Genomic DNA, 13,053 nt, shown 5'->3' with positions numbered 1-13,053 from the left:
TCAAGGTGAATAATATGAAATATATCATAGTTACCGGCGGTGTAATGAGTGGTCTTGGAAAAGGAATAACCACTGCTTCAATAGGGCGGAACCTGAAGAACAAGGGCTACAAGGTCACAGCCATAAAGATCGACCCCTATATCAATATTGATGCAGGTACTATGAGCCCGTTCCAGCATGGAGAGGTCTTTGTCCTTAAAGACGGAGGAGAAGTGGACCTTGATCTTGGAAACTATGAACGCTTCCTTGATACCGAACTTACAAGAGAACATAACCTGACAACAGGTAAGGTCTATGAGTCTGTGATCTCCAAGGAGCGCAGAGGCGAGTACCTTGGTAAGACCGTGCAGATAATCCCTCATATCACAAATGAGATAAAGGACCGCATTCGCAGGGTTGCTGCAAAGAGCGGTGCTGATGTATGTCTGATCGAGGTAGGTGGTACTGTTGGTGACATTGAGAGCATGCCTTTCCTTGAGGCTGTAAGGCAGATGTCAAGAGAAGAGCCAAAAGAGAACCTTGCTTTTGTGCATGTGACACTTGTGCCAATGGACCCTCAGGGTGACCAGAAGACAAAACCAACACAGCATTCTGTAAAAGAATTGAGAGAACTTGGTCTTAAACCCAATATTATAGTGACCAGATGTCCTGAACCACTTCTTGAGGCTACAGTTTCCAAGATATCACTCTTCTGTGATGTTCCGGAAGAGGCCGTAATAAGTGCCCATGATGCAAAGGATATTTATGAAGTCCCTCTGATGCTTGAGAAATATGGACTGACAGACTACCTGATGAAACATCTTGAGCTCAGTTCTACAGGAGCAGAAGATGATTCATGGGCTAAAATGGTAGAGAGGATGAACAATCTTAAAGGTGAAGTGAAGATTGGTATTGTAGGAAAGTATACTCACCTTGAGGATTCATATCTCAGTATCAGTGCATCCATCAAGCACGCTGCAATAGAATGTGGTGTCAACTATGATGTCTGCTGGATAAATGCTGAGACCTTTGAAGAACATCCTGAAACAGTTACCTCACTTTCAGAGTATGATGGTATTCTTGTACCAGGTGGTTTTGGTGAAAGAGGAACAGAAGGTAAGATAAAGGCAATCCAGTTTGCAAGGGAGAACGATATCCCATATCTTGGTCTCTGTCTTGGAATGCAGTTATCTGTTATCGAGTTTGCAAGGAATGTTGCAGGCCTTGAAGATGCCAACAGCACAGAATTCGATGAGGATACTCCTTATCCGGTAATTGATATTCTTCCTGAACAGGAAAATGTGGTTGACATGGGTGCAACAATGCGTCTTGGAGATTATGATGCAGACCTTAGATCTGGTTCACTGGCAGAGAAGATATACGGTCAGTCCAAAATAGTGGAACGCCACAGGCATAGATATGAAGTCAATCCAAACTATGTTGAGAAGATCGAAGCAAGCGGAATGGTATTTTCCGGCAAGAACCGCAACAGAATGGAAATCGCTGAAATCCCTGGCAAGAAGTTCTTCTTCGCATCACAGTTCCATCCTGAATTCAAATCAAGACCTGGAAGACCTTCACCGCCATTCAAGGCTTTCATTGAGTCTATGCTCTGATGCTATCACAAAAATAAGGTCAGAAAAGGTTTTTTCTGAAAACTAATATAAACCAAAAAAGCCCACATTTGTGGGCCTAACTCATTTTTAATGGATCAGTCTTCATGTATTCCCTGAGGACTGTTGTTGCGTAACTTCCCTTTGGTAGGGAAAAAGTAAGTGTGACTTTGCTTTTTCCTGGATTGAGTTCGTCTTCTGCTGTAACAAATTCAGGTTTGCAGTGAAGCAGTATTTCCCTGCGAAGCCCCTTTGATGCAAGGTCAGGAATAGTTTTCATCCTGAAAGATTCCTGTGACATTTCTGTCTCATGGAATACATTCTTTTCAAGCTCACCAGGAGTTCCTGCAGCGAACTCACTTTCGTATCCGACAAGTGGTGCAGTTATAAATGCCCTGTCTCTTTTAAGGAGATTGTTCATGCCATCAACATTCTCATCTGTTGCTGCCTGCATCTTAGTTGTGTCCGGAAGTCCTTCTTTGTTCCTGAAACATATAATATCTCCAGAAGAAGCAACATTCAGTGGAAGTCCTTTTTCTATTCTTTCACAGATAATGCGGTTGAACACATATGACTGGTAGGCATGTATGAACATCTTCCTTATGTTAGGGGAAAGCACACTGAAAGAACCTGCGTAATCTCCGGGATTCTCTACAAGGTAGTGCATCATTGCTCTCTCATACCTGAGACGAAGCGGATATGTTTTCAGTCCTTCAGCAAAGTCCTTTGTTTCCCACACAAAATTCCTGACTTGTTTTACATCATCAATCTCATCAGGGAATGATTTTGCGATATATATCAGGGCAGCTTTTTCTGCATCTCCACGAAGCAATTGTTCACCTACAAGATGGGTAACGGGTCTTACAGCTCCAAACCTCTGAACACCGAAAAAGTTAGGAACACCTCCATATTCATCGATTTCTTTTGTGGTAGCTTCAAGAGTTTTGTTAAGCTCATCAGATTTGATGTCAATGTCCCTGGCAGTAATGATAAATTCGTTTCCATAAAGGTCACCAAGTCCGATGGATCTATTTGATCTTCCGATAACCTTCAGATTTACATCCTTGAGGTAGAAATTTTCAATATCCTCTTCAGAAACATCGTAAATGCTGATCTTCTGGGTGGTCTTAGCTCTTTTATCTTTTGTGCCTGCAAAACCGATCCTTTTCTGGCTGATACCAAGCTTACGTGACATATCCCTTACAAGATGGTGCATGTCCCAGTTTGTTTTTGTAAGTTCAAGTATGAGGTGCTTACCACTGTCACCTTCTTCACGGTTTGTTATCTCTTTGACAATAAAATCTTCAGGCTCCTGCCTGAGCACACCACCTATGCCTTCGGTATGTGTGCTATAAAGTTCGATTCCCATCTTCTTTTCAATTTCCGGTATCATCTATTATCATCCATTCTTTTCCTAAACCTGAGGAGCTATGTCGATCACAGTTACTGTGCTGGTATTGAGGAAAGTCCATCCATTTTCAGTTGGTGCTGTTCCTCCGGGAAGTCCGCCGGCATAGATGCTCGATGTTGGGTCCATCATGAGCCAGCAGCCATACTCATCCGTAGTATAATAGATAGGTACCGGTCCGTAATATTCTCCGATGGCATCTGCAATGTTTTCTGTATCGTTTCCAATGTATGCTGCTGCGAAAGCATGAGTATCCGTGAGATAGACTCTTGAAGTTCCTCCGATAGCTTCTATAAGTGATGCCAGCAGGATAGCATAGTCATCACAATCACCAGCCCCGACTGTAATTGTATCTCCGGGAGTTGACCACAGGTCCTTTCCCCTCGGGTCACTTATGTATTGTATCTTCTCTTTCGTGTCATCGAAAAGGCGACATAACTGGTATATGTTGTACTGGCCAGGATATTTCTTTGCAGAAGCCGCTGCCATGGTACGTACCTGGACATCATAGGGGTCTATTTTCTCGTTAACAAGAATGAATAGTTGTTCCGGGTTCGTAGAGTATTTTGGACTCTGAGCATCCTTTTTATAGGATACATCAATGTTTATTTTCTCAAATTCCTGATCTTCGTAATCGTGCCATTTCGCGGAATCTGTCTGGACAAAGAGTGAAATAAAAGGTTCAAGTTGCATTTGTGTGACATTCTCAGGAACATCTATGGATATGATTCCAACACGTTCTTCTTCTCCAGGTTCCACGTTAACACCTGCTTGGTGGAAAACAATTTCATCTTGCCCTTTCAGCTTAAAACCGAACTGATAAATGTAAACAGGTGAATCTCCCATGTTATGTGCATATACACTAATTGCAGCTTCTGTGCCTTCAAAGAACTCGGTGTAATAATATGAGGTGGATAATTCAAAACCAGGTAGTTTCTCTGTGTATTTGTCAGGACTTTCATCATATATGTTCAGGTCATGAGAAGGAACTACGGGAATTGTCAGCTCACTGGCATCCAGTATATAGTAATCTTCACTCTGAAAAAGGGTTACTGATGAGGGGTCAAAGATAGCCTCTACTTTTTTCACAGATTCCGATATACATCCGGAACTCAGTATGACCCCTGAAAGTAAGAAGACCGTAAAGGTCATTTTGAGCATCTGCATTTTTTTCTCATTTTTCATGCTAAACCCCCCAATAATACAGAACTCAGACAAGTTTCAGATTACCTGTTACTTTATCAATATCATCAGTCTTTGCAGGTCCGATGCCCAGTACGGTAACAGTTCCCGGAGCAATCTCGGTCAGCCCTGCATCCTGTATAAGTGCAGTTGGAAGTCCCTGCCTTCTTGCAACTTCTTTGAGCTCAAAGAGGTCTTTTAATGTTGGAACCCTGAGGACCACTTTTTTCTGTCCTCCTTCCTTCCATTTGTCAAGAGTTGAGCGGTCAGCCCACTCCGATGCAGAGACTGCTGCATGTGCAACCTGTACAGCAAGTTTGCCTTTTGATAGTTTCAGATCGTCCCGGATTACAATGCATTGTTTGTACTCAGTCATTTTAAAGCCCCGTTTTTTCCAGCCTGCTATATATTGCAGTTATAATATGCTCTGCAACATTGATATTCAGGGATTTATAGATACCTGCTCCTGAAGGTGTGGCATTTACTTCCAGTATAAAAGATCCTTTGTCACTTTCGATAATGTCAACGCCTGCGTACATGGCTCCAATTGTTTCTGCAGCGTCTATACACATTCTTTCCTGATTTGCTGTTAATTCACAGGCAAGAGGCGTTCCTCCCTGACTAAGATTATTCAGCCACCAGCCCTGTGGTGCTTTTCTGTAAATAGCACCTATGACTTTGCCGTCAACAACAAATGCACGAATGTCCTGTCCAGAGTTTTCTATGAATTCCTGTATATAAAGCATTCCTTTTTCATCAATGATTTTATTGAAGAGGTCTTCTGGATTTGTTTTCTCTTTTGATCCATCAGGTGCAAGGACAATTCCTTCTTTTATACGGTTAATACCTATTCCCTTGTATCCGAAAACAGGTTTTATTACAACATCATCAAGTTCATCAATTATCTTAATAGTTTTTTCCAGTTCCTGACTTACAAAAGTTCTGGGTGTAGGAATACCCGAGCCTGCCATCAGACAACTTGCATAGAACTTGTTGGCGGCATTCTGTATAGCAGCCGGCGGATTCACTACAAGTATGCCTCTCTGTTCGAGTTCTCTCAGGACATCAAATCGGAATACATGTGCGTCATTTTTTCCCGGTCCCATATCCCTGATAATGATGGCATCAAGTTCTGAAAGACATATCTCTCCTGCTTTGTGGCTAACACTACTGCCAATGGATGTTTCAATTTGTCCAAGGTCAGGATAATATGTTTTGAAGCCTTTTCTCTCCGCTTCCTGCATGAGTGCCTGAGCAGTCCAATCATGCGGATCAGTTACAACGATTCCCAGTTTTTTCATATTCTTTCCTTGCTTCCTAAGTGACTATGGATTATTAGAACTGTTGCCTGCAAGTTTCTGTGGATCCGCTGCAATACATCCTGGAATATCTACTACATATTTCACGGCATCGATGATTACACCATCAGCAGTAGCCACAATATAATCTGATGAACAGTTCTTCAGGTCAAAGTCCACATGTTTCGATGTCCTTGCATCACCAGAGATCGATAGTTCTTCCATGCGTTTCCTTATGATAGCTGCAAGTTCACCACTGTTTTTCATTTGCGTGTCCAGTAATATTTCAACACTTGCAACATCTGATCTCTTAATGAAATCCAGCATTTTCTCAACAGCCTGGAATGTAGTATCTCCATTTGAATGATTCCTGAACACGCCTCTTATATCACGAAGGAAAGAATCATCTCCAATCCAGACTTCTTCATCACCAAGAAGACTTTCCAGTGTGATAAGTACGTTGTACCCGTCTACGAGCAGTTTTCTGCTTTTCAGGCCATGAGTATCAAGTTTCTTTTTCTTGCGTGAACTGGCTGTTGAACAGGAAAATACAGTACGTGCCATTATATATCTTTCATTTTTGTCCAGTCTGTAATGGTCACTCGTAAAACGAATGGCACTATCCCTGCTATAACCTCTTTCGAGTAAGTAACGAATATCTTCTGCAGCTTTTGTTCTTAACTTGATCCTGTTTTTAGGGTTCTTTATTATATGTCTGTTCTCTGTCATCAGGTATCAGTCATTATAACATTCATTTTTTCTTTAAACTAGTTAACGTCTAATTGTTATTCGGGTTTTATTTAAATACTTTAAATATTATACAGTGTTGTGACTTTGGGATATATTTCTCTTACTCTAAATATAATTGGCAATTGGCTTTGTGAGTGACCGGGATGGACGAGCATAAAAAGGGAAAAGTACTGATAGTTGACGATGAATCGATGAATGTCAAGCTATTGGATGCTTATCTCATGCATGAATATGACATAATATCAGCATATGGTGGTGTAGAGGCACTTGAAAAGGTGGAAGCTCATAACCCTGATATTATCCTTCTTGACTTGATGATGCCGGATATTACTGGTTATGAGGTCTGTAAAATTCTGAAAGGTTCTGAAAAGACCCGCTTTATTCCTATTATCATGGTTACAGCACTATCTAGCCTTGAAGACCGTATAAAAGGTATTGATGCCGGTGCAGATGATTTTCTTACAAAACCTCTGGACCGCTTAGAGATCAAGACCAGAGTTGGCTCTCTTCTCAGGATAAAAAAGTTGCATGATGAACTTATATCCGAGAGGGACCAGGCACAGAACTATCTGGATCTTGCAGGAGTAATGCTCTTTGTTCTTGATGAAAATGGTATTGTTAAAGTCATTAACAAGAAAGGGTGCGAAATACTGGGTTATCGGGAGAATGAGATTCTTGGAAATGACTGGTTTGAGAGTTATGTTCCTGAACTTTTCAGGGAAAACGCCAGAAAAGGATTTGAGAAACTGCTTTCGACCCAGGCAGTATCTACAGGTTACTTTGAGATTCCTTTCCTTAACAGTAACAAGCAGAAAAGGATAATGAGCTGGACCAATATTGTACTTCACGACTCTGAAGGGAACATAAACGGTCTGCTTGTTTCCGGTGAAGATATCACAGAAAGGATAGATGCAGAATCCAAGATCAAAAGGGCTAATGAATATCTCGATAATCTTTTGAAGGCATCTCCAATTGCCATATTAGCCCTTGACAGCAAGAAAAGGGTTGTTACTGCTAACAGGAATGCAGCGGATCTACTGGGTTATGAGGTCAGTGAGATAATTGCAAGACCTATCAGGGAATTTGCAGATGATGTAGACTTGCTGGAGTTCACTGATAAGAAAGACTTTGAAATGGTATTCTACACAAAACATGATGAAAAGGTTCGCATGAACGTTTCAACTTCTCTTCTTCCTGATGACGGGGGAACAGAAGGTCTTGTGATTACTCTTCAGGATCGTTCCAGGCTCAGGGGCCTTTTTATCACCCCACTCACAGAAGACATTGAAGTAAATTCAGATCAGGCAGACATCGAACTTGAAAGTGGATATATTTACCTTTCAGGTTCAGAAGACCCCGGGCAGAGCTACCATGCATTTTCCGAACTTGTCAAAAGTGGAAAACCCGGACTTTGTATTACCAGAATGAATCCTGATAAGATAAGGAACATGTACGGTATTGCAAAAACACCTATTGTCTGGTTAACCAAAAATAAAATGTCAGGTCAGCAGTCAATCGATTCCACAGAACTTTTTAGGATACATCCTACAATAGCCGATTTTGTAAATAAGGTTGAAGACGGTGTTGTTCTTATGGATGGTCTGGAGTACCTGATACTTGACAATGATTTCCTTTCGGTTGTCAAACTGCTGGAACAGACCAATGATACTATTATGGCATCAAGTTCCCGAATGATGCTTCAGCTTGATCCCGATGTTCTTGAGAAGAAGGAATTCCATCTTCTAAAAAGGTGGATGCGGCCAGTAACCGGAGACACTCCTCCTCAGGACAAGAATTTATAGAAAAATATATACTAGTGTTATAATTCCATTAAAGTGTCAAATATCTATACTAAGTTGCACTAGGATTGAGAAAAAACAGGTTCAAAAACAGATAGTATTTAGATTTCATACTCCTATTTTTATCACTATCATTAAAGATATATATTATTTTACACTATTATCCTTTACTTCTTTTTGAAAATAGAAGGAATGAGTGGTATTATGAGATTTGTGGATACCATAGATGGTTTGAATGATGTCTTTGAGACAGATATACCCAAAAGCAGTGTAGTGCTGGTCACCGGTGCAGCAGGTACACTGAAATCCGGTTTTACTTTCCAGTTATTATCCAACTATCTGGAAGAACAGGATGAGTATGGTCTGTACATAACATTTGAACAAAGCAAGGAAAACCATCTTCTTAACATGGAAAGTATGGGAATTGACCTATCAAATAAGCTTCATATATCTGATTTCAGTGACTATCGTGTAATGTATGATGAATTTTCAGAAGATCTAATAAACATTCTTGAAGAGAATATTGTTCAGTTCAAGGAACACATTGGCGAGAAATGCACATGTATAGCTGTAGATTCCCTGGGAGCTCTTTATTCTCTGCTTGATGATGATTCCCGTGACCTGAGAAAAAAGATGTACAAATTCCTTGAGACACTGAGGCGTGAGAATCTTACAACTTTTCTGATACTGGAAGAAGAAAACAGATCTGACATGTCTGATCCTTCCACCGGAATGGAAGGCTATCTTGCAGACGGTATCATTGAACTTGGTCTGCATCTGAAAGGCAATGTTGCAAACAGGTATATGAGAGTGAGAAAAATGCGTGCCACCGCACATAGTATGGAACCCTGGATCCTTGCGGTATCTGAAAATGGACTGAAAGTATATAAAGGCAATTTTTAATGTAATCTTTCTGTCCTTAAAACTTCATCATAATCTCAATATCCGGGCTTTGAGCTAAATATTTATATTTTTAGGAAAAACATATCCTGACTAAAATAGGGGTAATGGGATATGTTCACAGGTTTAAATATGGTTTATCTGGACTTGCTTTTGGAGTTTATAGTACTTATATTGCTCATTTTCGCGGTGAAAAAAGCGTACAGGGATCCCTATAATAAACACTGTAAATTCATAACCATTGCCATTGCAGTACAAATTTTGTCTGTACTCATATTCATGGCGCCTTCAATGTATTCCCTTTTAGGGATAATAATGTCAGGTTCCTTTACGTTCCTGATGTATCTTCATCATACTTTGGGTTTAATTGTTATCCTATTTTCAGTATACATCAAACTTGCATTCAGTGGAAAGATTCCTTCACCAGTTCCCCCTTTGAAAATGATGAAGCCAACCCTTGTACTCTGGGTGCTGACCTTGCTGGGTGGATCAATTCTCTACTTGATATTGTGGGAGGGAATCATTATTTTATGATCCACATATGTTTTTGTACATGATGGTGAAGATTCATCTTCTGTCAACAATACGTTTTGGTCTGCCCTTGATACGATAGAATTCCAGTTCCCCGGGTTTTACATAGTTGAACAGAATATTCAGGCTGCCATCGATATAGGCATTCTCAAGGTTCTTTTTGTAAGCAAAGAATGACCTGAGGAAATTCTCCTTGACAAGTTCCTTATTGCATCTCTGCGGATCATTACACTCCATACTTACTCTGAGGGTCGTCTCACCTTCGTCATCTCCCCCATAAAGGAATGCTTCAAACTCTCCTGTGAGGTATTCCATGTTTTCTCTCTGGAAAACTCCTTTTTCAATATCTACCCGGTTAAAAGGTGTTCCTGAAGTCCAGAATGTTTCAGCTTCCCTTTCAGGAGTCATTATTTTCATGTGAGTTCTCCCACATGCACATTCTCCCCTGTCAAGAACAACGGTTGTATCCTCTGTATCATAATTGAGAAGTATGTTTCCACTCTTTGCTCCAACAGGCAGCAATGTTGTAAGAACAAGTCTGCCGCATTCTCCATCTTTTACGAATTTGTCCATGTTGGGGTCGTAAACATCCAGATGCACAAGGTCTTCAGGTACATGCAGGCCACTGACATCAGTGCATTCTCCACACATCGTTCCCTCTGTGCTTCCATAGTTATTGTAAACATCACAGTTCCAGATCTCAGCAACATATTTTCTGGTTTCCTCTGCAAAGCTTTCCCCACCTATGATAAGTCTTTCAATGCTGGATTCATCAGGTTTCATTCCGTTTTCTTTCATTCTTTTTGCAAGACGCAAAAGTTTGAATGTACTGGCAACAATGGAAGTCGGTTTGTACGATTCCAAGACTCTGACAGGGAATGTGCATTTTCCTTCAGGGATCATTGTCATTCCAAGGTTTCTGGCTGCCAGTGTCATTGTATTTGCACCCACATTCATTCCATATGATGCGCAAACAATGACGCGATCATGCTCTCTGAATCCCTGAGATACAAAGCATCTGGCATATTTTTCTGCGTATCTTTCCCAGTCATCCCATGTTAGAAAGAAAGATTTCGGTGTACCGCTTGTACCACTTGTCTCATGTATCGTGAATATATCTTTCCAGTCTACAGTTTTGAATCCAAAATCATCGGTTACAGGTGGCTGATTTTCACGAATGGTTTTTCCTGAGATTATAGGAAGTTCCAGCAGGTCTTCATGAGACCTGATGTCAGATGGTTTTATTTTATGATCCCGGAACCATTTTTTATAGAATAATGAATTTTCAGCAGCGTAATTTACAGTATATCTAATCCTTTCATCGATAAGGGAATCAAGTTCAGACCGTTCCATGGTTTCAATTTCAGGATTGTAGAACTTTCCTGTTGTCATGTGCAGTACTCCTTAGATATGTGACAGTGCCTCTATCTGTTCTTTTATCTTTTCGATATCATTGTATGGAAGTTTGCAGTTGTGATCCTGGCATATATGTACAGTTGTTCTATTATCTGTCATCACCATGTCCTTTGTATAGGGTGCAATTCCAGCAATTTTATCAGCATCATTCTTATCTTTCAATACCACTACTTTTTCCGGAATAAATCTCTCATTGATGAAACTTATAATTTCCATAGCATCGTTATCATCCTTTTCTCCGTCAATCACAATTTCTACAGAGCCGTTAAGTGCAAGGTCTATGGCGGACATGAACTGAGTATATCCTGCAGGCGCAGATTTGACCTTCTCTGCAAAAACCCTAAGAGTTCTGCCTGCCAGTTCCTCGAGTTCGGGATTGCCGGTGATCTTTGCAAGTCTCAGCAGGTTCATTGCAGTTACCGAGTTTCCGGATGGAATTGCACCATCATAAACTTCCTTGCTTCTGAATATCATTTCTTCGGCTTCATCAGATGTATGGAAGAATCCACCATTTTCTTTATCATGGAAATGGGCAATCAGGTAATTGGTCAGTTTCAGTGCATGCTCTAGATAATTGATATGAAAAGTAGTCTGGTAAAGTTCGATAAGTCCCCATGTGAAGAAAGCATAATCTTCAAGGAAGGCATCAATGGCAACTTCACCATCGCGATACCTGTGCTTCATCTTTCCATCAGTGTCTGTCAAATTTTCCATGAAGAAGTTTACAGCTTTAGTGGCTGCTATGGTATACTCTTCATTATCAAATGCCTGTGCAGCTTTACTGAATGCAGCAATGGTCAGTCCGTTCCAGTCAGTGAGGATCTTGTCATCTTTAGATGGATGTACCCTTTTTTCACGTTCATTGAACAACTTTTTCCTTGATTTTTCAATAGATCTGAGGATATAGTCCCCATGTTCTCCGTTCCATATACGGATATTTTGTATACTTTCAGTAGTGTAGAGGATATTATTTCCTGTCAGATTATTACTGTGTTCTTCTGCAAAGTTCCCTTCATTTCTGACATTAAATATTTTTGAAAATATTTCAGCATGCTCTTTTCCCAGTATTTCTTCTATCTCTGCTGCTGTCCATAAATAGAATTTTCCTTCCACACCTTCACTATCAGCATCCTCTGCGGAGTAAAATCCTCCTTCTGGGGATGTCATATCCCTTTCAAGATAGCTAAGTATTTCCATTGCGGTGTTTTTATATTCAGGATTTGCAGTTGCCTGATATGCTTCACTAAGTGTAATGACCATCATGGCCTGGTCGTATAACATTTTTTCAAAATGAGGTAATAACCATTGCCTGTCTGTGGAATATCTATGGACACCATAGCCTATATGGTCATAGATTCCACCCATACGCATCGCTTCCAGTGTCCTTTCAACCATTTCCAGGGCGAGCGCGTTACCGGTTCTTCTCCAGTATCTCAGGAGAAATGTAAGATTATGTACCGTTGGAAACTTAGGAGCCCTGCCAAAACCTGCATATTCTTCGTCAAAAATGCTGTAAAGCTGGTCGAATGTTTTTCTGAGGAATTCTTTATTGACAGTTCTGATATCTTTGTTCTTTTCTCTGTTGTCCTCTGAAACTGCATCTATTATGGCTTCTGCACTATCAAGAAGCTCATGTCTTTTACTTTTCCAGAGTCGTGATATGGCAGGGAGCATCTCAAGCATTCCTGGCACACCGTATCTGCTCTCCCTGGGAATGTAGGTGGCAGCATAGAATGGCTTCCGGTCAGGTGTCATAAGGATTGTAAGTGGCCAGCCTCCCCTGCCGGTTATCGCCTGACAGACTGCCATGTATATATTATCTATATCAGGTCTTTCCTCACGATCAACCTTTATGGAAATGAACGATCCGTTCAAAAGTTCTGCAACAGAATCGTTTTCAAAAGATTCTCTTTCCATTACATGACACCAGTGGCATGTAGAATAGCCTACTGACAGGAATATGGGTTTATCTTCTTCTTTTGCTTTTTTAAAAGCTTCATCTCCCCATGGATACCAGTCAACCGGATTTTTTGAATGTTGTAACAGATAAGGGCTTTTTTCATCTTTCAGTCTGTTGTATTTACAATCCTGATACCTGTTGTTATTATTCACTCTATTACTCCCAGTAGTTATTTGTGCATAATGTATATGTATCCATAGGGTTAGAACTGACCCTG

11 protein-coding genes are annotated in these 13,053 nt (G+C 40.6%); 4 read left to right on the top strand and 7 right to left on the bottom strand.

The window, feature by feature from the left end; all coding sequences use genetic code 11:
- The first annotated feature begins 14 nt into the window (after positions 1 to 14).
- Positions 15 to 1,595: a glutamine hydrolyzing CTP synthase gene (gene pyrG, locus BLP52_RS07730; RefSeq protein ID WP_091709900.1), complete on the top strand. Its 1,581-nt coding sequence runs from the start codon at positions 15 to 17 to the stop codon at positions 1,593 to 1,595.
- Between the two features lie 76 nt (positions 1,596 to 1,671).
- Here the strand turns inward: pyrG and truD are convergent, their stop codons facing one another.
- From truD to BLP52_RS07705, 5 genes are read right to left on the bottom strand one after another with little or no spacing between them, the layout of a single operon-like run.
- Positions 1,672 to 2,985 carry a tRNA pseudouridine(13) synthase TruD gene (truD, locus tag BLP52_RS07725; protein ID WP_091709899.1) on the bottom strand — a complete coding sequence of 438 codons (1,314 nt, stop codon included), beginning with the start codon at positions 2,983 to 2,985 and terminating at the stop codon, positions 1,672 to 1,674.
- Between the two features lie 21 nt (positions 2,986 to 3,006).
- Positions 3,007 to 4,185 (bottom strand): transglutaminase-like domain-containing protein, encoded by a 1,179-nt coding sequence (locus BLP52_RS07720; protein ID WP_091709898.1) that lies wholly within the window; start codon positions 4,183 to 4,185, stop codon positions 3,007 to 3,009.
- A 25-nt stretch (positions 4,186 to 4,210) separates the two neighbouring features.
- Positions 4,211 to 4,558: a peptidyl-tRNA hydrolase Pth2 gene (gene pth2 / locus BLP52_RS07715; protein WP_091709897.1), complete on the bottom strand. Its 348-nt coding sequence runs from the start codon at positions 4,556 to 4,558 to the stop codon at positions 4,211 to 4,213.
- 1 nt (position 4,559) lies between these two features.
- Positions 4,560 to 5,483: a tetrahydromethanopterin:alpha-L-glutamate ligase gene (mptN, locus tag BLP52_RS07710; protein WP_091709896.1), complete on the bottom strand. Its 924-nt coding sequence runs from the start codon at positions 5,481 to 5,483 to the stop codon at positions 4,560 to 4,562.
- Between the two features lie 24 nt (positions 5,484 to 5,507).
- Positions 5,508 to 6,209 carry a DUF434 domain-containing protein gene (locus tag BLP52_RS07705; protein ID WP_091709895.1) on the bottom strand — a complete coding sequence of 234 codons (702 nt, stop codon included), beginning with the start codon at positions 6,207 to 6,209 and terminating at the stop codon, positions 5,508 to 5,510.
- Positions 6,210 to 6,373: 164 nt separating this feature from the next.
- Between BLP52_RS07705 and BLP52_RS07700 the strand changes: the two genes are divergently transcribed.
- The 3 genes from BLP52_RS07700 to BLP52_RS07690 all read left to right on the top strand — a co-directional run bounded on the left by BLP52_RS07700 (position 6,374) and on the right by BLP52_RS07690 (position 9,463).
- Positions 6,374 to 8,032, top strand: a complete 1,659-nt coding sequence (locus BLP52_RS07700) for a DUF835 domain-containing protein (protein ID WP_091709894.1) — start codon at positions 6,374 to 6,376, stop codon at positions 8,030 to 8,032.
- A gap of 201 nt (positions 8,033 to 8,233) precedes the next feature.
- Positions 8,234 to 8,932: an RAD55 family ATPase gene (locus BLP52_RS07695; RefSeq protein WP_091709893.1), complete on the top strand. Its 699-nt coding sequence runs from the start codon at positions 8,234 to 8,236 to the stop codon at positions 8,930 to 8,932.
- Between the two features lie 111 nt (positions 8,933 to 9,043).
- Positions 9,044 to 9,463, top strand: a complete 420-nt coding sequence (locus BLP52_RS07690) for a hypothetical protein (RefSeq protein ID WP_154717816.1) — start codon at positions 9,044 to 9,046, stop codon at positions 9,461 to 9,463.
- A 33-nt stretch (positions 9,464 to 9,496) separates the two neighbouring features.
- Here the strand turns inward: BLP52_RS07690 and ftsA are convergent, their stop codons facing one another.
- Positions 9,497 to 10,852, bottom strand: a complete 1,356-nt coding sequence (gene ftsA / locus BLP52_RS07685) for a coenzyme F390 synthetase (RefSeq protein WP_091709891.1) — start codon at positions 10,850 to 10,852, stop codon at positions 9,497 to 9,499.
- Positions 10,853 to 10,864: 12 nt separating this feature from the next.
- The gene (locus BLP52_RS07680; protein ID WP_238380758.1) at positions 10,865 to 12,988 is read right to left on the bottom strand and encodes a thioredoxin domain-containing protein; all 2,124 of its coding nucleotides are present in this window, start codon (positions 12,986 to 12,988) and stop codon (positions 10,865 to 10,867) included.
- Between the last annotated feature and the right edge of the window lie 65 nt (positions 12,989 to 13,053).

This window comes from Methanolobus vulcani (genome assembly GCF_900100715.1).
Taxonomy (GTDB): domain Archaea; phylum Halobacteriota; class Methanosarcinia; order Methanosarcinales; family Methanosarcinaceae; genus Methanolobus; species Methanolobus vulcani.
The sequence above is the reverse complement of the archived record's forward strand: the minus strand, read 5'-3'. Positions and strand labels throughout refer to the sequence as shown.

What these genes read in the sequence shown, in the direction of transcription:
- BLP52_RS07700 (WP_091709894.1), top strand. Translation starts at nt 6,374, where the DNA reads ATGGACGAGCATAAAAAGGGAAAAGTACTGATAGTTGACGATGAATCG.
- BLP52_RS07690 (WP_154717816.1), top strand. Translation starts at nt 9,044, where the DNA reads ATGTTCACAGGTTTAAATATGGTTTATCTGGACTTGCTTTTGGAGTTT.
- mptN (WP_091709896.1), bottom strand. Translation starts at nt 5,483, where the DNA reads ATGAAAAAACTGGGAATCGTTGTAACTGATCCGCATGATTGGACTGCT.
- truD (WP_091709899.1), bottom strand. Translation starts at nt 2,985, where the DNA reads ATGATACCGGAAATTGAAAAGAAGATGGGAATCGAACTTTATAGCACA.
- pyrG (WP_091709900.1), top strand. Translation starts at nt 15, where the DNA reads ATGAAATATATCATAGTTACCGGCGGTGTAATGAGTGGTCTTGGAAAA.
- BLP52_RS07705 (WP_091709895.1), bottom strand. Translation starts at nt 6,209, where the DNA reads ATGACAGAGAACAGACATATAATAAAGAACCCTAAAAACAGGATCAAG.
- BLP52_RS07695 (WP_091709893.1), top strand. Translation starts at nt 8,234, where the DNA reads ATGAGATTTGTGGATACCATAGATGGTTTGAATGATGTCTTTGAGACA.
- ftsA (WP_091709891.1), bottom strand. Translation starts at nt 10,852, where the DNA reads ATGACAACAGGAAAGTTCTACAATCCTGAAATTGAAACCATGGAACGG.
- pth2 (WP_091709897.1), bottom strand. Translation starts at nt 4,558, where the DNA reads ATGACTGAGTACAAACAATGCATTGTAATCCGGGACGATCTGAAACTA.
- BLP52_RS07720 (WP_091709898.1), bottom strand. Translation starts at nt 4,185, where the DNA reads ATGAAAAATGAGAAAAAAATGCAGATGCTCAAAATGACCTTTACGGTC.